Here is a 20,505-nt window from a genome sequence, read left to right on the forward strand (position 1 = left end):
CCCTGGCACTGATGGGATTCAGGGGGTGTGACACTTCGCACGGAGAGAGAGCGCGGGGATGGCGGGAGCGTGGGGCTTCGGGCGAGCGTCGGGGGGCTGCGACATGACGACGTTGGATGAACTCACGACGTGCGCGGGCCTTGCCTTGGCGCCGCCGTCCTCCACGGGAGCCTGCCTCATCCTCATCAGCACCACCACGCCGGCAGCCATCGGCAAGGCCTACCGCCTGGACCAGGGCGAGCACATCATCGGCCGCGGTTCCGACGTCACCGTGCGCATCGACGACCACGGGGTGTCGCGCAAGCACGCGCGCGTCGTTCGTTCGGGCGACGGTGCCTGTCACGTCACCGACCTGGACTCCACCAACGGCACGCTGCTCAACGGCGTGCCCGTCAGCACCGCCGAGTTGATGGAAGGGGACCGGCTGCAGATCGGCACCGTCACCGTGTTCCGCTTCTCCAAGCGCGAGGTCCTGGAGCAGCGGGAGGAGCAGCTTCGCCAGGCGCTGACCGCCGCGCGCGTGGGCATCTGGGACTGGAACGCGCAGAGCGGCCGGGTGACGTGGAGCGAGCAGGTGGACCGGCTGCTGGGGCTCCCCGTGGGGAAGCTGTCCGGCCGCGCCATGGAGCTGTCGGAGGTGGTGCACCCGGCGGACCTGCCGCGCGTGAGCGAGGTGCTGGGCGCCGCGCTGGAGAAGAAGACGCAGGTGGACGTGGAGTACCGCATCGAGCCGCAGGGGAGCGGCTGGCGGTGGATTTCCTGCAAGGGTGACGTGCTGTGTGACGCCTCGGGCGCGCCGGCGCGGGTGACGGGCACGGTGATGGACATCACCGCGCGCAAGCTGGCCGAGCAGGAGCTGCACCGCCAATCGCTCATCTTCGAGAGCATCTACGACGGCGTGGTGATTACCGACCTGGGCGGCGGCATCATCGACTGGAACTCCAGCGCCGAGCGCATGTTCGGGCGGCAGAAGTCGGAGGCGCTGGGCCAGACGCTCTTCAGCGTGCTGCACCCGGAAGAGCCCGACCGGCTCACTGGCCTGATTCTCACCGCGCTGGACAAGCAGGGGCGCTGGTCCGGAGAGCTGGAGTTCAAGCGCCACGACGGCACCACCTGCTGGTGCGAGTCCGTCGTCGTGCCGCTGCGCGACAGCGAGGGGCGCGCCATCGCCAACATCATGGTCCACCGCGACACGACGGAGCGGAAGCAGCTCCAGGCGCACCTGGTGGTGGCGGACCGGCTGGCGTCGGTGGGCACGCTGGGCGCGGGCGTGGCGCACGAAATCAACAACCCGCTGGCCTACATGCTCGTCAACCTGCACCTCATCCGCGAAGGGCTGGAGCGGCTGGAGAGCCAGGCGCCCGCGGCGCCCGTGGCGTCGCTGCAGCAGTTGGTGCGTGAGACCGCGGAGGGCGCGGAGCGCATCGCCACCATCGTCCGCGACCTGAAGGTCTTCGCGCGCGGCGAGCAGGAGACGCGGCTGATGCCGGTGGACGTGCGCCGGGCGGTGGAGCTGGCGTGCAAGATGGCGGACAACGTCATCCGGCACCGGGCGCGGCTGGTGACGGAGTTCGAGCCCGTGGCGCCGGTGGAGGCCAGCGAGTCGCGGTTGTGCCAGGTGTTCCTCAACCTGCTTCTCAATGCGGCGCAGGCGATTCCGGAGGAGGGCACGCTGGGCGTGGAGCACGAGATTCGCGTGGTCATCCGCGCTGGAGAGAAGGACCGGGTGGTGGTGGAGGTCCGCGACACGGGCATGGGCATGGGGCAGGAGGTGCTGGGCCGCATCTTCGACCCGTTCTTCACCACCAAGCCGGTGGGCGTGGGCACGGGGCTGGGGCTGTCCATCTGCCACGGCATCATCGAATCCATGGGCGGCTCCATCCAGGCAGAGAGCGAGCCGGGCCGGGGCAGCACCTTCCGCGTGGTGCTGTGCGCCGCCACGCGCGAGCTGGAGGTGCTGCCGCGCCTGTCCGCCACCATGCAGGCCAACGCGCGCGCGCGCATCCTGGTGGTGGATGACGAGCCCAACGTGACGCTGGCGCTCCAGCGCTCGCTGGCCGCGGACCACGAGGTGTCCACCGCGAACAGCGCCCAGGCCGCGCTGAGGCTGGTGAGCGACGGCGGCCGTTTCGACCTCATCCTCTGTGATGTGATGATGCCCGGGATGACGGGCATGGACCTGTACCACGAGCTGGGCCGCTGCGCCCCGGAGCAGGCTGGACGCATGGTGTTCATGACGGGCGGCGCCTTCACGCCGCGCACGGTGTCCTTCCTGCGTGACGTGCCCAACGCCAAGATTGCCAAGCCGCTGGACCTGATGCAGCTGCGCGAGCTCGTGGGCCGCTCCGCCGAGGCGGGGCGATGAGCCACCCGGTGAGTGGCCTCTCTGGAACGGACCCTTCGGAGGCCGCGCCCGCGCCCTCCCTGTCTCTTGTGGCGGAGGGCCCCGCGGCGCTGGAGTTGACGACACGCGCGCTGGGCATGGGCCTGCTCATTGGTGGGCTGCTGGCCATCACCAATGTGTATATGGGGCTGAAGACGGGCTGGTGGGAGAGCGGCTCCGTTACCGCCGCGGTGCTGGGCTTCAGCGCCCTGGCCTCGGTGTCGCGCAGGCGCGGCGTGCCCTATACGCCGTTGGAGAACAACCTCACGCAGACGGCGGCGGCGGCCGTGGGGGCCATGCCGGCGGCGGCGGGCCTCCTGGGTGCGTTGCCAGCGCTGACGCTGCTGGGCACCACCGTCCCGGGCTGGGGTGTGGCGCTGTGGAGCGTGGCGCTGGGGGTGTTGGGCGTGCTCGCCGCGCATCTGCTCAGGCGTCGGCTGGTGGCCCAGGAGGCGCTTCCGTTTCCCACCGGCATCGCCACCGCGGAGCTGATTACCGCGATGCACGCGTCCGCGGGCGACACGGTCCGCGCGGGCCGTGGGCGGCTGCTGGCGGGCGCGGGGGTGGCGGCGGTGGCGGTCACCGCCGCGCGGGATGCGTTCAAGTGGCTGCCAGGGATGACGGCGATGCCCGGGACCCTGGCGGGGCTCCCCGCCGCGTCGCTGACGTGGGGCGTGGGGTGGAGCCCCATGCTGCTGGCCATTGGAATGATGACGGGGCCGCGCCTGGGCTTGAGCATGCTTGCAGGCGCGGCGGTGGCGTGGGGCGTGCTGGCGCCGGGGCTCGCGGGCGCGGGTGTGCTGGCGGACACGCGCTACGAGACGCTCTCCGCCTGGCTTACGTGGCCGGGCGTGGGGCTGATGGTGGGCTCGGCCCTGGCGGCGCTGCTCGCACAGGCGCGCGACTTCCTGAGCGCGGCGCGTGACGTGAGCAGCCTGGGGCGGGGCGCGGCGGTGCCGTCCTGGGCGCTGGGCGCGGGCCTGGCGGCGTGTGTGCTGGCGGTGGTGGTGGGCTCGGCGCTGTTCGGCCTCAGCGTGCCGTACATGCTGTTGGCGCTGGCGCTGGTGCTGCCCCTGTGCGCGGTGTGCGCGCGCGGCGCCGGACAGGTGGACGTGTCCCCGGTGACGCAGATGGGGCAGGTGACGCAGGTCATCTTCGGCGCGCTGCTGCCGGGGGCCATGGCGCCCAACGTCGCCGCGGGCGCCGTGGTGTCAGGCGCGGCCGCGCAGACCGGCGTCAGCATGTGGTCGCTCAAGGCGGGGCACCTGCTGGGGGCCTCCGCGCGCCACCAGCTCGCCGCGCAGCTCGTGGGCGTGCTGGCGGGCTCGGTGGTGGGCGTGCCGGTGTACCTGCTGCTGTCCAGGACGCACGGCCTGGGCTCGGAGGCGCTGCCCGCGCCCTTCGCCCACCAGTTCCGCGCGGTGGCGGAGGTGGCGGTGCGAGGGTTGGACGGGCTGCCGCCTCACGCGGCGCTGGCGGCCTGCGTGGCCGTGGGCGTGGGCGCGCTGCTCACCTTCGTGTCCCGTGGCCGGGCGGCGCGGTGGCTGCCGCTGCCGGTGGCGCTGGGCATCGGCTTCATCCTGCCGGCCTACTACGCGGTGACGCTGTGCCTGGGCGCGCTGGGACTGGCGGCGGCGCGTTGGCGCTGGCCCCAGGCGGCGGACCGGGACACGTCCACGCTGGCGGCGGGCGCCATCGCGGGTGAGTCGCTGGCGGGCGTGCTCATCGCCGCGCTGATGGCCTTCGGCCTCACGTAGCCGGCGAAGACTCGTGCACCTTCTCCAGGGAGCGGCGGATGCGGCCCTCCATGAGGTTGGGCACGTGCCGCGCGCGCTCCAGGGCCTCGCGCAGCACGCGCGCGGCCTCTTCCCGGTCGCCCCGGCGCAGCGCCGCCAGCCCCATCATCTCCAGGACCTCCAGCGGCTCCTGCTCCACGGACACCTGCGCGGAGCGCTCGCGCAGGGACCACCACGCCTCGGGGGCGGCGTCGCGGGTGGCCAGCTCCACCATGGAGAAGAGGACCTCCTCCGACGGGCTCAGCTCCACGCCCGGCGGGCCTTCCGCCATCACGTGCCGCACCTGGGCCAGCACCTCGCGGGCACGGGTGTGCCGGCCCATCCAGGCCAGGGCTCGCGCCTGGAGCAGCAGGGCCCACGGGCGTGACGCCACCTCCGGGTGCCGGCGCTCCAACGCAATGGCGCGAGCGATGTGGGGCGCCGCGGCGTCGGCGTCGCCGGCCTGGTAGTGCAGCTCACCGAGGTTGTGCTCGGCGAAGTACTCCCAGCCCACCATGCCCAGCTCGCGGCCCAGGTGCATGAAGCGCTCCTGGTCCTTCAGCGCCCGCGTCAGCTCCTTGCGCGCCACCCACAAGTTGCGCCGGTTGTTGATGGCGCTGCCCAGGTGGAAGTGGTCACCGCGCTCGGTGCAGGCGGTGATGACCTCGGTGAGCACGTGCTCCGTCTCGTCGATGTCGCCCAGGTTGGGGAGGATGACGGCCAGCAGCAACTGCGCCACCACCTGCGTCTCATAGCCCGCGTCGCCCAGGCGGCGCGCGCGCTCGGCGGCGGCCTCCAGGGGCATGCGCGCCTCCTGCCACTCACCCTTGCGGAACTGGGCGCGTCCCAGCGCCAGCAGCAGCCGCGCCTGCACGTAGGGCGAGGCCACGGTGGCCGCCAGGTGTTGGGCCTCCAGCGCGCGGGCCTCGCTGCGCGTGTAGTCGTTCACCCAGTCCAGCGCCATGGCCTCGTCCAGCAGCAGCTCCACCTCCGTGCGCGTGTGGCCCAGCCGGCGGGCGCGCTCGCGGGCCGCGGCGAAGTCCGCCAGCGAGTCGTCATACCGGCCAATGCGGATGCGCATCAGGCCCCGGCCGCGCAGCGCGGTGAGGCAGCGCAGCTCGTCGGTGGGCTCCAGCAGCTCCAGCGCCCGCGTGTACATGGCCTCGGCGTCGAGGAACGCGTGGCGGCCCCGGGCGGACTCGGCCAGGTCGATGGAGAGCGCGGCGGCCTCGTCGCGGCGCCCGGCGGCGGCCGCGTGCAGGGCCAGGCGAGGCAGGCGCTGGCGCTCACCGGCGCCGGCCGCGCTGAGGAAGTAGCGGTAGGCGGCGTGGTGGACCTGCTCGCGCTCGGCGGCGGGGAGGGTGGCGGCCACCGCCTCGCGCAGCAGCTCGTTGCGGAAGCTCAACCCATCATGGCGGTGGGACACCAGCAGGCCGGAGTCCAGGAGCCGCTTGGTGGCGTGGCCCGCGTCCAGGGGGAAGCCGCCCGCGGCGCCTTCGCGCTCCAGCTCGCGCACCACGCCTTCGGCCGTGGCCGCGGTGAAGTCCGTGCCCAGCATCGCGCACAGGCGCGCGTGCGCGGCCAGCGATGGCGGTAGCGCGCCCAGCTCGCGGTCCGCCAGCCACTCCACCAGCCGCAGCTCGGGCACCTTCTCCAGCCCGTCGGTGACGAGGTACCAGCTCCCTCCCGGCGCGCGCTGGCGCACCAGGCCCTGGCGCTTGAGGCCGCGCACCAGCTCCACCAGGTAGAGGGGGACGTATTGCGCGCGCTCGACGATGCGCTCCACCGCTTGCGCGGGCACGTTCTCCACCGGCTTGAGCAGCAGGCGGCACAGCGACTGCGCCGGGTCGGCCGCCAGCACTGGAAGGGCCAACGTGGCCTGCTTCGCGGCGCGAGTGCCCCAGGTGGGACGGCTCTTCTCGAAGCCCGGGCGCGCCAGCACGCACACCCACAGCGGGACACTGGCCTCGGCGAGGCAGGCGTACTCCAGCGCGTCCAGCGCCGTCTCCTCCGCGAAGTGCGCGTCGTCCAGGACGAGGCACAGCGGACGCTCGCGGGCATTGGCGGCCAGCAGCTCACCGGCGGCGCGCATGGCCAGCGAGCGAAGCGCGCCGGGCGCGGCGGCCCAGCTCTGGAGCTCCGGACCCCCGGGCGTGTACCAACCCAGCGTGGCGGCCACGCCGGGCCACAGCTCGGTGCCCAGCGTGGGGCCCAGGCGCTGGAGGATGGCGGCGCGTGTCTGCTGCTCGGTGTCCGTGTCGTCGCGCTCGAAGGCGTTGAGGGCGCACCGCAGCAGCGTGCGCAGGGTGCCGTCGGGGTCGCCCTGCACCGGCTCCCGGGAGCGCGAGCTGTACACCCGCGCGTGGGGCAGCAGCAGTTGCAGACGGCGGGCGAGGGTCGCGGCCAGGTGGCTCTTGCCCAGGCCGCGCTCGCTCAAGACGGTGACGATGGTGGGCGTGGCGCCGCCCACCGCGGAGCGCGCGCTCTCCAGCAGCTCGGCCAGCTCCGCCTCGCGGCCCACCAGCACCTCGCTGCCGAGCTGGAGGACGGTGATGTCCGGACGTGGCGCGGCGCCCGGCGGCGCGGGGCGCAACAGGCCCCGCAGCTCCGGCACCTCCATGCAGGGCACCTCGGGCACGGCCTCTGCGGCGGCGGGAGACAGCAGGAGGCCATGGGCCTCGGGCCCGCTAGGATAGCGGTCCTCGCGGGACAGGATGGCGCCCAGGTAGCGCGGCGCGCCGGTGGGGCGGCGCTGCACGGTGACGGCGGACACGTCCACGAGGCCGTTGTGCGACAGGCCCCGCTCCGCCAGCCCTTCCGCGGCGCGCATGGCGCGGCGCACCGGGTTCTCTCCCGCGTCCGGGTCGAAGACGGCGGCGATGCGCTGGGCGTCGGAGAAGGCCAGGTGGCCGCCATAGGAGGCCAGGGCCTTCTGGAGCGATACGGGGTTGGCGCGCGAGGTGAGGAACAGGATGGCGACGGAGCGGCGCACCTGGGCGGGGCGCGGCTCGCCCGGCGCCGCGGGCCGAGGCGTCGCGGGCTCGGTGGCGCGGTGGGCGTGCTCGAAGGCCTCGCGCAGCGCGCTGCCCAGCGCGGCGGCGTTCTCCGGACGGCGGGCGGGCTCCTTCGCCAGGCAGCGCAGCACCACCTCCTCCACCGCGGGCGGCACGGGCGCGAAGTCGGACGGGGGCGGTGGGCGCAGCGACAGGTGGGCCTGGAGCACGTCCGGGGTGGGACCGAAGAAGGGCGGCCGTCCGGTGAGCATCTCGTAGAGGAGGACGCCCAGCGCGTACACGTCCGTGCGCGTGGAGATGTCCGCGTTGCCCGCACATTGCTCGGGGGCCATGTACTCCGCGGTGCCGGCGAAGCCAGACGCGTCACTGGGCGTGGAGGCATCGCTGGGCTGCGAGGCGCTCTCCGTGGTGGCGCCCCGCACCAGGCCGAAGTCGAAGACGCGCACGCGGCCCGTCGCTTCATCGACGAAGAGGTGCTCCGGCTTGAGGTCGCAGTGGGCGAGCCCGTGTGCGTGGACCTGGGCCACCGTGTCCACCACGGCCAGCGCGCGCGGTGCCAGCTCGTCGGGGGGCAGCGGTCCCGCGGCGCGAGCCAGCCGGTCCGCCAGGGTGGGGAGCGGCACGTACTCCATGGCCAGGAAGCGCGCGCCACCCGTCAGGGCGCCCGCCTCGTAGAGCGCGGGCACCGTGGGCGGCCCGAGCACGCGCAGGGCCTCCGACTCACGGGCGAGCTGGGCGCGGCCCAACCAGTTGCTCCCACGGGCCACCTTGATGGCCACGCGCACGCCGTCCGCTTCGCGCTGGGCGCCCAGCAGCACGCCGAAGCCTCCTCGCGCGAAGACGCCGTCCACCTGGTAGCCCGGAACAGCGGGCACAGGGGACGGCGAGGACGTATCTCCCGGAGGAGGCGGTCCTGGCGGGCACGGCGCATGAGAGCCTTCCCAGCGCCGTCCGCATGTCTGGCATCGCGGCACGGAGGGGACTCTATGTCAGGTGTCCTCCGGTTTCAGAACCCCCGGGGTCGTCTACGTACCATCCCGGGGGTCCAGAGTTTCCCACCACTGTGTTCAGCGCTCCGGGACTTCCACCGCGCGCAGCAGCGTGGACTCCGAGCCCGGCATGCGCACGCGCAGGAGCAGCGCGGCGCCGGGCTTCGCGGACGTCAGCGCCTGGGCGGCGTCCGACACGCTGGCGATTTTCTGGTCGCCCACCTGGACCAGCACCATGCCCGGTACCAGTCCTCCGCGCTCGGCGGGGCTGCCTGGCTCCACGGCGACCACCTGCGCGCCGCCGTCCCGCGTGTCCGACAGTTGCACGCCCAGCCGCCTCGGCGCGGAGGCGGACGCGTTGCGCGGAAGCACCTCTTGCTCGCCGTTCTGCGCGGGCCGCGTGCCCAGGGTGACGTCCAGCGACTGCGCCTTGCCACCGCGCAGCAGGTCCACCTTCACGCGGCTGTCGGGCTGGAGCAGGGCCACTGCGCGCGTCAGCCCGCCCGCGGACTCCACCGGCTTGCCGTTGACGGAGGTGATGACGTCCTCCTCACGCAGTCCGGCGCGCTCGCCCGGGCTGCCGCGGTTGACGCCCGCCACCACCGCGCCCTTCATCGCTTCCAGACCCAGCGCCCGCGCCAGGTCCGGCGTGAGGTCCTGTACGGCCAGGCCCAGCCAGCCGCGGCGCACCACGCCCGTCTCCTTGAGCTGCGGCAGCAGCGCCTGGATGAGCTTGCTGGGCACCGCGAAGCCGATGCCCGTGGCGCCGCCGACGATGGCGGTGTTCATGCCCACCACCTCGCCCTGCATGTTGAAGAGCGGCCCGCCGGAGTTGCCGGGGTTGATGGCGGCGTCCGTCTGGAGGAATTCGTCATAGGGGCCCGCCTGGATGTCTCGGGCCCGCGCGGAGAGGATGCCCGCGCTCACGCTGGACGCCAGGCCGAAGGGATTGCCAATGGCCATGACGGCGTCGCCCACGCGCAGCGCGTCCGAGTCCCCCAGCGGCACCGACGGCAGGTTGCCCGGCGCCCCCTTCAGCTTGAGCAGGGCCACGTCGGTGAGCGGGTCGCGGCCCATCACCTCCGCGTCGAAGGCACGTCCGTCATCCAGCTTCACGCGCACCTGGTCGGCGTCCTCCACCACGTGGTTGTTGGTGAGGACGATGCCCGAGGCGTCGATGATGAAGCCGGAGCCCGCGCCCTGTCGCGCCGGGCCGTTGCCTTCGCCGCCGAACCCGGGCGGCAGGCCGAAGCGCTCCGCGATGCCGGGCGGCAGGCGCTGCATGGCGGCAGACCTGCGGGGCCGCGCGCGCACCTCCACGTTGACCACCGCGCCCTTCACCGCGTCCACCAGCGGCGCCAGCGAGGTGATGCCGCCCTGGCTCCCGGCCACGGCGGGATTGAAGAGCGCCTTCTGGATGGGCGGCGCCGCCTGCGCCGGAACAGCGGCGGCGACCTGGGCGGTGGGAGCGGGCGACGCCGCGGACGCGGAGCCAATCGCCTGGCCGCAGGCGCCAAGCGTCGCGGCGGGCAGAAGGACCAGTGCACTGAGGAAGCGGCGGGAGGGGAGCGAGCAGGCCATCGTTCGTTCTCCAATCGAGAGGGAAAATGCCGGTTCAGGCGAGGGGTCTGCGCGAGAAAGGTCCCACCTTGGAGGGGTGGAAGGTGATGCCCTGCGGCCGACTGTCCCCCGACGTCAGCAGCGGTCATCGCCATGGGGTTCCTTGCGTGAGCCCCGCGCCCGAACCGATGCTGGGGGGCATTGCAGTTGGCGGGCCAACGCTCTTCGCCCTCGGGATGCCTCGGGGCCACGGCCCGTGCGTGCCCCAGGTGCCCCATCATTCCGGGGCAAACTGCCCCGGCTTGGGGCATTTCTCCCCGGGGCAACGTGCCCCGCCCCAGGCTCTGGGGCGCCAGCGGGCCAGACAGCGGATGTGGGGCCTGTCCGGAGAGCCCCGCACCTGGGCCGGCGCGCTGTCCGGGGGTGCCGCGCCTGTCCCAGAAGCGGAGCACCTCCTTGTATGCGCGACAGGGATTGGGGCTCCCGACGGCCCAGACATGGGAGGCGAGCGTGCCCTCGCGGGCCGGCTGGCGGGCGGGCAGGGGCCAAACGCTCCGGAGCCACGGCGTGGCACGGCGGATGCTCATGCGTTGAGCGCCCGGCGCTACCCCCCCCTCGTCCCGAAGCGAGGAAGGGGCCCAGGTGCCGGGCGTGCCCACCACACCACAAGGAGCAGCCATTGATGGGGCCAGACGAATTCACGGCGGTCAGCGACGAGGTGCGGGAATGGCCGCTGTCGACGCGTGAGTGGGTGTCGCGCCGCAGCGCTCCACGCATCCTCCTGGGCGAGGACCAACCCGAGATGCGCAGCCTGCTGCGGCGGGCGCTGTCCCGGCGCGGGTATGACGTCGTGGAGGCGCCGGACGGCCCGGGGCTGGTCAAGGCGCTGGTGGACGGACTGCTCGCGCAGCAGACGCAGGTCCCCGACCTCATCGTCACCGACGTGCGCATGCCCGGGTTTTCGGGCATCGAGGTGCTGGCCCGCCTGCGCCGCGAGGGCTGGACGACGCCCGTCATCCTCATCACCGCCTTCGGCGATGCGCAGCTCCACCAGGAGGCGGAGCTGCTCGGAGCGGCGCGCGTGCTCAACAAGCCCTTCGCCATGGAGGATTTGTGCGAGGCGGTGGAGATGCTGGTACCGCCGCCGCGCTGAGCCTTCACGGCGTGCGTGCCCTGACTGTTCGTCCAGTGTCGCGGGCCCGGCGTTGAATCCGATGGACGCGGTGGGGCGGGTGCTTGCACCCTGACGGGCCTGGGTCCAGGTTCGCGCGGGGCGGTGGGCGTCGCGCGAACCGCTCCACTCGAGGCGCCTCATGCGGATTCCTTCCTCGCTGCTGTCCTTGCTCGCGCTGGGCGCGGCGTGTCATTGCAGCCCCACGAACCGGCCGGTGCCGGATGCGGGAGGCGGCGTGCAGGAACCCGTGCGGCGCGTGGCGCACATCATCCGTGAGTACCCCCACGCGACGAATGCCTTCACCCAGGGGCTGGTGTTCCACCAGGGGCACCTCTTCGAGAGCACCGGGCACCAGGGGACGCTGCGGCAGCTGTCGCTGGAGAGCGCGCAGCCGGTGTGGATGGAGCGCCTGGGGAACATCTTCGCGGAGGGCCTGGCCAGCGACGGCGAGCGCCTGTACCAGCTCACCTGGACCGAAGGCCTGCTCTTCACCTGGAGCGGCATGCCGCCGCGGCGCGAGCGGACCACGCGCTATTCGGGGGAGGGCTGGGGTCTCTGCTACTGGGACGGGAAGCTGGTGCGCAGCGATGGCGGCACCATGCTCACCTTCCACGAGCCCGACGGCTTCGCCCTGGTGGGCGCGGTGCAGGTGAAGCTGCGCGGCCAGCCCGTGGAGCTCATCAACGAGCTGGAGTGCGCCAACGGCGTCATCTACGCCAACATCTGGCACAGCTCGGACGTGCTGGAGATCGACCCCGCCACGGGCACGGTGGTGGGCGTCATCGACGCGTCGGCGCTGACGCGCGCGGTGGCGGGGCAGGTGACCAACCCCGAGGCGGTGCTCAACGGCATCGCCGTGGAGCCGGGCTCGGGCCGCATCTTCATGACGGGCAAGCTGTGGCCCCGCCTCTTCGAGGTGCGTCTGGCCGTGGTGGACTGACGTCAGCCCTTGCGCGTGTCGTCGTCGCGCTCCAGCTTGCGGTACAGCGTCTTGCGGTCCACCCCGAGGATGCGCGCCGCCAGCGTGCGGCTGCCGCCCACCGCCTCCAGAACGCGGTGGATGTAGCGCCGCTCCAACTGCTCCAGCGTGACCAGCTCCGAGGCGTCCTGCGTCTCCGGCACCACGCGCGGCTGGCTGTAGTTGCGGACGCGCTCGGGCAGGTCGTCCACGGTGATTTCCTCGAAGGAGGTGAGCGCCACCGCGCGCTCCAGGCAGTTCTGCAGCTCACGCACGTTGCCCGGCCAGCCGTAGGCGAGCAGCCGCTGGGCCGCCCCGGGGGACAGGCCCAGCACCCGCTTCCCGGTGCGCGAGGCGAACTGCTCGATGAAGCGCTGGGACAGGGCCAGCACGTCGTTGCCGCGCGCGCGCAGCGGCGGCAGCTCCACGCCGATGACGTTGAGCCGGTAGTAGAGGTCCTCGCGGAAGCGGTCCTCCTCCACGGCCAGCTCCAGGTCCCGGTTGGTGGCGGCGACGATGCGCGCGTCGAAGGGCACCTCTGTGTCGCCGCCCACCGGGCGCACCGTGCGCTCCTGCAGGGCGCGCAGCAGCTTGGGCTGGAGGGTGAGGGGCAGCTCGCCCACCTCGTCCAGGAAGAGGGTGCCCCCATTGGCCTGGACGAACAGGCCGGTGCGGGCGGCCTTGGCGTCGGTGAAGGCGCCCTTGGCGTGGCCGAACAGCTCGCTCTCCAGCAGGGCCTCTGGCATGGCCGCGCAGTTGATGGCGACGAAGGGCCCGTCCTTGCGGCGCCCGCGCGTGTGGACGGCCCGTGCCGCCACCTCCTTGCCGGTGCCGCTCTCGCCGGTAATCAGCACCGTGGAGTCCAGGTCCGCCACGCGGTCGATGAGCGCGTAGGCCTGCTTCATGGCGGGGCTCTCACCCACCACGGTGCCGCTGTCCTCGCGCCGGCCCAGCTCCTGGCGCAGCCTGCGCACCTCTTCACGCAGGGCGCGGTGCTGCACGGCGCGCTCCAGCACCAGCACCAGCGCGTCCACGTCGATGGGCTTGGTGACGAAGTCGTACGCGCCGGCGCGGATGGCGGCCACCGCCGTCTCCAGGCTGCCGAAGGCCGTCACCACCACCACGGGGATGTCCGGGCGGTTGAGGGCGATGCGCTCGCACAGCGCCAGCCCGTCCATGCCGGGCATGCGCAGGTCGGTGAGCACCACGTCGAAGTCCTCGGCGGCCAGCCGCACCAGGGCCTCGTCCGCCGACGGGAGCGCCACGGGCGTGAAGCCCCGGCGCGTGAGCCCCTTCTCCAACATCGCGCGCATCTCGCGCTCGTCCTCGACGACTAGGACGCGGCCTGGCATGTGTCTTCACCCCTTGGCAGGTAGATGGAGAAGCAGCTACCGCGTCCGGGCTCGCTGCGCACGGCAATCCAGCCGCCATGCTCCAACATGAGCCCATAGGAGACAGACAGGCCCAGTCCGGTGCCCTCGCCCACGTCCTTGGTGGTGAAGAAGGGCTCGAAGAGATGGGCCAGCACGTCCTCGGGGATTCCCTGCCCCTCGTCCTCCACGTCCAGGCGCACGAAGTCCGCCTCGGGCCCGCCCACGTCCGGGGGCGGGGTGCTCCGGGTGTGGGCCGCGCGCACGCGCACCGTGCCCGGCTGCTTCATGGCCTGCACGCCGTTCATCACCAGGTTGGTGAGCACCTGCTGCACCTGGCCCGCGTCCACCTCCACCGTGAGTCCCTCGGGGATGTCCGTCTCCAGCGTGACGCTGTTTCGCGCCGCCATGGAGCGCAGCAGCGACAGGGTGCGTTCGACCAGGCCCAGCACGTCTTCCGGCGCGCGGTGCGGCTTCCTCCGCCGCGCGAAGTCGAGGAGCTGACGGATGATGGCCGTCATGTGCTGGGCCTGCTGCGAGATGATTTGCGCGCACTCGCCCACCTCCTCGCCCTCCGCCTCGCCGGAGGAGATCATCTTCGCCCGGCCCATGACGACGTTGAGCGGGGTGCCCAGCTCATGCGCCACGCCGGAGGCCAGCTTGCCCACGGTGGTGAGCCGGTCCGCGTGACGCAGGTGGTCCACGGCGGACAGGCGCGCGGCCGTCTCCGTGGCGAGGCGCGAGCGCGTCTCCTCCAGTTGCTCGCCCATGCGGTTCATGGCGCCGGCCAGGGTGGTGAGCTCGTCGCCGCGGCGCTGCGGGAGCGGCACGCGGGCGGTGAGGTCGCCCTCGCCGATGCGGTGGGCCAGGGACACGAGCTGGTCCACCGGCTCGCCCACCAGCCGGCGACCCATGGCCATGGCGGCCACGATGAAGCCGATGGCCATGGCGGCGGTGGCGGCAAAGGTGCCCATGACCACGGTGTCGACGTACTTCTGCTGTTCGCCCAGCGACTCGGTGATTTCGATGGCGCCCAACCGGTTGCCGATGAGCACCGGCGTGTACGAATGAAGCAGGCCGGGGTCCACGGCGGGGTCCACCATGGAGCCGTCCTTGCCCTGGAGCAGGGTCGAGAGCAGGCGCGGCGGGAAGCCGGTGAGGGCCGGGGTGCCGGGGCCGCCATCCAGCCACACCCAGCGCAGGTGGACCTGCTCCTGGAAGCGGTTGGCCTGGTGGAGCAGGGTGAGCGCCTCGCGCTCCCCGGCGAGCTGCCACGCCTTGCCGATGGAGCCCGCGAGGGTGTGGCCGAGCAACCGGTGGTCATGCTGCATGTCCAGGGCGGAGCGCTCGAGCTCGCGGCGGACCTGGACGTACTGCAAGCCCGCCATGACGGCGATGGCGAGCAGGACGAGGGCGAGGGTGAACTTGCGGGCGAGTCTCACGGGCGGTTCGAAAGAGGCTGCTCCGGTCCGTGCGCCTCGAGGGGGAGGGAGCGCACGGACCGGAGGTGGGTTCTCACAACGTACCGCGAGTGCTGCAACAAGGAAGGCGGCGTTTGCCGCACGAGCCCTCGCCGGCTGTCGGGACGGGCGGGCCGTGCTTCCTTGGGCTCGCGCAAAGCACCCACTGTGCCAACGGAGGCGGGGCGGTGCCTCACTCGGGGACGCGTGCGTCGTGTCCCACCCTGGGCGGGGCAGATTGCCCCGGAGAGGGGCAGGATGCCCCGGGCAGGCCGTCAGAGCCCCTTCGCTTCGTAGCTGGACGGGGCGTCGACGTGGAAGGCGAAGTCCACGGTCCGCTTCTCGCCCGGGGCCAGCTTCACCTTCCAGGTGGCGATGCCGTCGTTGGACTGGAGCGTGTAGCCGGCCGTCGTCTCGGGTTCCAGCTCCACCTTCACGTCCTCCAGTTCGGACACGGGGAAGTGCTCGGAGAGCTCCACCTCTTCCGGGTGCGCGCGGAGGTTGTTCAGCGTGAACTGGTAGGCGTACCGGAACCGCTGCGTGTCCTTGAACAGGCCCTTGGGGCGTTGGAGTTCCTCCACCACGCGGCGCTCCACGCGCAGGCCTTCCTCCACGCCGAAGGTCAGCTCGAAGGGGGCACCTTGAGCCACGTGCTCCAGGGACTGGCGGCCGATGAAGCCTGTGCCACGATAGAGGTCCACATCACCTGGCAGCAGCGGGAACGCGGCGGCGTTGTTCAAGCGGGCCACGCGGAAGATGACTGGGGACAGCTTGGGGATGGTGCGCCAGTGGAACGCGGCCTTGAGCCGGGTCTGCGCCACCTGCACGCGCACGGCGCTGTCATCGCCAGGGATGCTCACGGGGGTCGGCGCCACCAGTTGCACGGACAGGCCCTGTGGTACGGATTCGAGTCCCTTCGAACGCGCGGTGTTGTCGGTACCTCCCGCGTGGGCGTGCTGTGGCTGCTCGTCGCGGCGCACCAACACCCGGCGCTCTTTCGCCCGTTCCTCCGCGAACACGGTCAGGGGCCGGATTGCCGGAAGCGTCGCGTCCCGTTGCGGCTGCGCCGTGGAGAGCACCAGCTTCGCCTCCGTCCAATCCTCGCCGGTGGCCTGGCGAACCGTGGCCAGCGTCGTCAACTCCATCGTCCGGGTGCTCTCGTTCGCGCGGGCCTCATAGGAAGGTGTCCAGGAAACCTGGCCCACCAGATAGGTCAACTCCACGCGGGCCCGCGTCCCTTCGGGACAGGACAGGCGCACCTCCACGCGGCGTTCCTGTCGTTCGGTGTCGAGCCGGAGCATCTCCATTTCGGCTTCCACCTGGGAGCGCCGTTTCTCGAGCGCACGCAGCCTGGCGCTCGCCTCCAGGGCCTCGGTCATCGCGCGCTGCCGCACGGCCAATGCCGAATCGAGGGCGGCTGCCCAGGCACGTGGGTCGGGTTTTGAAGCCGTCAGTTCCCGGGTGATGCGGTCCACGGCGACATCCGTGTAGCCATTCGCGAGCGTTCTCAGGTCGCTCACTCGTGCCACCGCGTCGTTGTGGGCCTTTTCCTCACGGAGGATGGCGTCCAGGCGGGCTTCCAAGCGGACGCGTTCCTCGCGATGGGCTTCCTCGCGCGTGGACTCTTCGCTGATGAGGCCTTCCACGGTGGCGCCCATGGCGCGGGCACGCAAACTGTCGGGCGCGGCGGCCAGGGGGACGGCTTCGAAAAGGGCGGTGGTGGGGCCCCGGCACGTCACGGTCTGCTCGCGCGTGACTTGCGCACGATCCGGGTACACCACGACATTGGACACCTTGGCGGACGCGACGAGCGCCCACAGCGTCAGGGTCAGGGCAGGCATGGGGCGGTCCTCGGACTACTTCTGGTACAGACGCCAGCCCTTGGGGCGGCTCAGGGTGTATTGGAAGGAGACGGTGGACTTGCTGGACGGGGGCACCGTCACGTTCCACTGGAGCTTCCCCGTTCCCGTGTCGGGCTGAACGGAGGGCACGGCGCGGACCAGCGCCACATCCACCTTGCCGTCGGTGTTGAGCGGGAGTTGGTCCATCACGCTCACTGCCAGCGGGAAGGGATAGGGATTGGGAACCTCGATGGTGACTTCGTAGGTACCCACCTCTTCCTTGGAGATGAAGCCCTTCTCCGCCTCGACGAGCCGCACATTGCGGGCACTGCGCACCGCGCGGTCGATGCCCAGCGGCAGAGTGAAGGTGCCGCCGGGGACGAGCGTCTCCAACGTCGCGGAGCCGGCCGGGTCGGTCCCCACGAAGAGCGACGCGGCTCCGCCGGGAAGCACGGTCCGGGCGGCGCCTTTGAGTGTCGCGACGAGGTATGCGTTTGGCGAGAGCGCGGGGAACACCTGTCGCTCCACCTGCACGGGCCAGGATTCGGAGACCAGGGGCAGGCTGCGTTCACCCTTGCCGCTGAGAAGTGTCTCCCGATGCAGCGAGGTGAAGGTGAGGTTGTAGCCCCCCGCGACGGCGACGGGCGACTCCGGGGCGAATGTGGGGGGCCGCCAGGCAGGTGGTGGGCTCAGTCCCACGTCCTGCGGGATGGGGTCCCTGTGGACGAACTCCACGTCAATATCGACGCCCGTCATGGTGGAACCGACGTCGATGCTGGGCCTGCGGCCATCGATTCCGAGGGTTTCGCGCAGGGAATCGGAAAGCAAATCTACGTTGACGCGGATCGTACGGGCTGGACGGAGTTGGATGTGGTTGCGGGCATAGGGCTTGTTCGCCTCCCGTTCGAACCGCAAGGTGTAGAGGTCCGCGGGAATCCCGGGGATGAGGTACTCACCCTTGGCGTTGGTCACTGTCACGTAGTCCCCCTCGGCCGAGGGGGCCGTCGCGATGACGACCACGTCTGAAAGCGGCTTTCGAGACTGCGCGTCGATGACGGTGCCCAGGATGGTGCCTCGGCCCTTTTCCCGAGATGGCTCGGGGACTTGGGGCTGCGTGGGCGCGGGGGGCTCCCCGGTCTGCGCTCCAGCCAGGAACAGCAACTGCGCACGCAGCGCTTGGTCGGCCGAGGCCGTGACCTTGGGCTGGCTGTCCGGAGCGGCCTGCGCGGGCCGAATGGGCTCTTGATGGGGATGGGGCGTGGGAATGAAGCGCTCCCGGGCGCCCAGCTTCCAGGTGCTGAGCGTCGGCATCGCGGTGGCGTTGGAGGGCAGGGCGGTGCTGAGCGTGAGCCGCGCGCCCTCCCAATCCTCACCCGTCTCCTGACTGACGCGGCCGTAGAAGGCCATCTGCATCCGTTGCGACTCAGGCTGGAGCTGCAACTCATATCGGGGATACCAGCGGGCCCCGGTGGTGAGGTACGTCAACGTCACCTTCGTGGCGCCTTTGCCCGTGAGCGTGGCGCCCACCTCGACACCCGGTTCGCCAAACGTCTTGGCCAACGTCGAGGCGCGCTCCTTGTGCTGCTGCTGTTCTTTCATGAGCGTCTCGGATTGTGCCTCCAGCTCTCGCATCCGAGTGTCGAGCCGCGCGATGTTGTCAACGAGGAAGGCCGCGGCGGTGCTCCAACCGGAGGGAGGCGTCTGCGCCCGTGCCGCCTCGCCGTCACCCAGCACCGTGGGACGAATACGCCGGAGCGCTTCAGTCTGCGTGTGAAGAACATTGCGCTCAGCGGCGATGCGCGCGAGCGCGACGTCGACGTCTTCCAACCGCGCGATGAGCTTCCGGGCTTCGTCATGGGAGAAGGCCTCTCCCCGCACGCGGCGCACGTCGACGTGGGACACCTCCGCGCCCTCGGCTTCGACGCGGATGGAGTCCGTATCCACGTTCTTGGGCAGCCGGGGAAACGTCACCCGCCGCGAGCCGGAAACCGTGAGGCTGCCGGAGCGAACCACCTGCGCCTGGTCGCTGTAGACCGTGACTGACGTGACGGGGGCATCGAGCGTCGCCCCCAGCACGCCTACTGCCATCAACCCGAGTCCGAGGATGAGCATGCGTCCATGCTGGCGACGGACGCATGGACAATCACGTCATGGTTCCCGCACGAAATCCTCACGGAGGAACCGGCGCCGGAGCGTGCGCGTGACTTCCGCGTCCCACCGGGCGGAGAACACCTCCACGAAGGTGCGGCGGAAGCGCAGCGCGCACGCCAGACACAGCAGCGTGGTGGCCAGCCCGATGAGCGCGTTCTGCCAGGAGGCGAGGTTCCACTGCCCCTCCCAGAACCACTCCCGCATGCTCGTGGGCCAGTAGTAGTAGATGGACCAGCCCGGGCCGCTGCCCGCGAGGTCGCAGAGCAGGTGCAGGTGAAAGGTGAACAGGGACAGGGCCACCACCCGCAGCCGCTGCCGCGCCAGCGCCGCGCAGGCCACCGCCGTGACGATGGCACCCACGTAGCCATGGAAGATGACGTGGTGATAGCGGAAATAGTACGCCTCGCCCGCGAGCAGCGTGAGTCCGTCCAGGTCCGGCGCCAGTCCCGCGCAGGTGACGAGGATGCGGTCCCTGCGCTCCTTCAGCCCCTGCGCCGCGAGCCAGGCCAGCTCGGCATGAACAATGGGATTCATACCCGCAGCCTATGCGGCTGCCCGGCTTCACTTCACCTCACCCGACCCCGGGCGCGCGCCGGGGCGTGCCGAGCAACTCCAACGTGCGCATCGCCACGTCCACCAGGGAGGAGGCACACGGGTGGCAGCCTCCACCGCAGCAGCCCGGCCAGTCACCCTCCGGGTCGCGAAGGAGGGGATACACGCAACCCCGCAGCGAGTCCGGCAAGCCGACCTCCTCGCACGCGCGGCGCAGGGCCGTCTGCACGGCGGCGTCCTTCACATCCAGCACGCCCTGTTCATAACCCCCGGGCCAGCGGGCGCCAGCCCCCGGTGCGGAGCGCGCCCTTTCTGATTGCCTAAAATCATTAGGGGCCTTACGAGGCCGGTGCCGTGCCTACTCGACCTTCCACTTCCCCGACGCCCGCGGCGCTGCCGCGCTACGAGCGGCTCCAGCGCCTGGCGCTGCGCTTCCCCGAACTCGACGCCAGCGCCATCGAGACGTGCATCACGTTGCTGCGGGCTTCGCACGACTTGTCGGGGGCCTATGAGGCGCACCTGGGCCATCACGGGCTGTCCATGGGGCGCTTCATGGTGCTGGTCCGATTGCTCACCACCGAGGACGACGACGTGGAGCGCGTGAGTGGGCTCACGCCCGCGGACCTCGCGGAGAGCTCTGGCGTCAGCCGGGCCACGATGACGGGGCTGCTGGACACGTTGGAGAAGGATGCCCTCATCTCCCGCGAGGACCATCCGGAGGACCGCCGCATGTACACGGTGCGCCTCACGCCCAAGGCCCGGCAACTCATCGAGAGCGTGTTGCCGGACCACTACCGGCGGATTGCCGCGTTGATGGCGCCCTTGAGTGAAGAGGAGCGCACCACGCTGCGGACGCTGCTGGCCAAGGTCACCTCAGGGCTCCCCCTGCTCAAGCAGCCCTGACTCGCGACCTCGCCGCGCGGGGCCTGCCGTACCACCGACACGCCCCGCGATGCCCGAGGCCGCTCAGCGCTTCGAGTGGGCGCGAGCCTGGGCGGGCTTGCGGCGGCGGGCGAACAACGCGGCGAAGGAGAGCAGGCCCACCGCGGCGGTGATGGGCACACCCGCCGTTCCTCCGCCGGAGGCATTGCAGCCCCGCGCCTCGTCGGCGCCCAGCGGACTCTCCCCGGAGAGGATGTCCTCGGGGGTGGTGACGCCCCAGCGGGTCTGCGGCTGCGTGTCGGGCGTCCGGACGATGGGCGCGTCGGGGTGCTCCTCGGACGGCGCGTCCTCACCCGGCTGCTCCGGCGCGGGAGGGGTGGGCCTGTCTCTTATACA

At 71.6% G+C, this 20,505-nt stretch carries 14 protein-coding genes; 5 read left to right on the forward strand and 9 right to left on the reverse strand.

Annotation, left to right across the window (positions count from 1 at the left end):
* Positions 1–58 precede the first annotated feature (58 nt).
* Positions 59–2,365 carry a serine histidine kinase EspA gene (locus tag HNV26_RS31565; RefSeq protein WP_171443068.1) on the forward strand — a complete coding sequence of 769 codons (2,307 nt, stop codon included), beginning with the start codon at positions 59–61 and terminating at the stop codon, positions 2,363–2,365.
* Positions 2,362–4,140: an OPT/YSL family transporter gene (locus HNV26_RS31570; protein ID WP_171443069.1), complete on the forward strand. Its 1,779-nt coding sequence runs from the start codon at positions 2,362–2,364 to the stop codon at positions 4,138–4,140. Before HNV26_RS31565 ends, HNV26_RS31570 begins: the two co-directional genes overlap by 4 nt.
* On the opposite strand, the gene HNV26_RS31575 is transcribed toward HNV26_RS31570, so the two are convergent.
* Entirely contained in the window at positions 4,133–8,146 is a 4,014-nt protein-coding gene (locus HNV26_RS31575; RefSeq protein ID WP_171443070.1) for a serine/threonine-protein kinase, read from the reverse strand. The genes HNV26_RS31570 and HNV26_RS31575 overlap by 8 nt on opposite strands.
* A gap of 93 nt (positions 8,147–8,239) precedes the next feature.
* Positions 8,240–9,742 (reverse strand): Do family serine endopeptidase, encoded by a 1,503-nt coding sequence (locus tag HNV26_RS31580; protein WP_171443071.1) that lies wholly within the window; start codon positions 9,740–9,742, stop codon positions 8,240–8,242.
* Between the two features lie 661 nt (positions 9,743–10,403).
* Between HNV26_RS31580 and HNV26_RS31585 the strand changes: the two genes are divergently transcribed.
* Both HNV26_RS31585 and HNV26_RS31590 read left to right on the forward strand, forming a co-directional pair.
* The gene (locus HNV26_RS31585) at positions 10,404–10,874 is read left to right on the forward strand and encodes a response regulator (protein ID WP_020478154.1); all 471 of its coding nucleotides are present in this window, start codon (positions 10,404–10,406) and stop codon (positions 10,872–10,874) included.
* A 160-nt stretch (positions 10,875–11,034) separates the two neighbouring features.
* Positions 11,035–11,835 carry a glutaminyl-peptide cyclotransferase gene (locus HNV26_RS31590; protein ID WP_140860696.1) on the forward strand — a complete coding sequence of 267 codons (801 nt, stop codon included), beginning with the start codon at positions 11,035–11,037 and terminating at the stop codon, positions 11,833–11,835.
* A 2-nt stretch (positions 11,836–11,837) separates the two neighbouring features.
* Here the strand turns inward: HNV26_RS31590 and HNV26_RS31595 are convergent, their stop codons facing one another.
* From HNV26_RS31595 to HNV26_RS31620, 6 genes are all read right to left on the reverse strand, one after another.
* On the reverse strand, positions 11,838–13,205 hold the full coding sequence (locus HNV26_RS31595) for a sigma-54-dependent transcriptional regulator (protein ID WP_171443072.1): 1,368 nt from the start codon (positions 13,203–13,205) through the stop codon (positions 11,838–11,840).
* Complete coding sequence (locus HNV26_RS31600) at positions 13,187–14,665, reverse strand: sensor histidine kinase (RefSeq protein ID WP_171443073.1); 1,479 nt, start codon at positions 14,663–14,665, stop codon at positions 13,187–13,189. The genes HNV26_RS31595 and HNV26_RS31600 overlap by 19 nt, the downstream gene beginning before the upstream one ends.
* Before the next feature lie 293 nt (positions 14,666–14,958).
* Positions 14,959–16,524, reverse strand: coding sequence for a mucoidy inhibitor MuiA family protein (locus tag HNV26_RS31605; RefSeq protein WP_171443074.1), 1,566 nt, complete (start codon positions 16,522–16,524; stop codon positions 14,959–14,961).
* Between the two features lie 15 nt (positions 16,525–16,539).
* Positions 16,540–18,636 (reverse strand): mucoidy inhibitor MuiA family protein, encoded by a 2,097-nt coding sequence (locus HNV26_RS31610; RefSeq protein ID WP_171443075.1) that lies wholly within the window; start codon positions 18,634–18,636, stop codon positions 16,540–16,542.
* A gap of 36 nt (positions 18,637–18,672) precedes the next feature.
* Entirely contained in the window at positions 18,673–19,209 is a 537-nt protein-coding gene (locus HNV26_RS31615) for a metal-dependent hydrolase (RefSeq protein ID WP_171443076.1), read from the reverse strand.
* A 37-nt stretch (positions 19,210–19,246) separates the two neighbouring features.
* Positions 19,247–19,480, reverse strand: a complete 234-nt coding sequence (locus HNV26_RS31620) for a hypothetical protein (RefSeq protein ID WP_171443077.1) — start codon at positions 19,478–19,480, stop codon at positions 19,247–19,249.
* A gap of 101 nt (positions 19,481–19,581) precedes the next feature.
* Here HNV26_RS31620 and HNV26_RS31625 point away from each other — a divergent pair, with 101 nt between their 5' ends.
* Positions 19,582–20,130 (forward strand): MarR family winged helix-turn-helix transcriptional regulator, encoded by a 549-nt coding sequence (locus HNV26_RS31625; protein WP_171443078.1) that lies wholly within the window; start codon positions 19,582–19,584, stop codon positions 20,128–20,130.
* Positions 20,131–20,193: 63 nt separating this feature from the next.
* Here HNV26_RS31625 and HNV26_RS31630 read toward each other — a convergent pair.
* A partial coding sequence (locus HNV26_RS31630) for an MYXO-CTERM sorting domain-containing protein (RefSeq protein ID WP_301340305.1) occupies positions 20,194–20,505 on the reverse strand: 312 nt, incomplete at its 5' end.

Origin of the sequence: Myxococcus xanthus (assembly GCF_013116825.1) — a bacterium.
Taxonomy (GTDB): domain Bacteria; phylum Myxococcota; class Myxococcia; order Myxococcales; family Myxococcaceae; genus Myxococcus; species Myxococcus xanthus_B.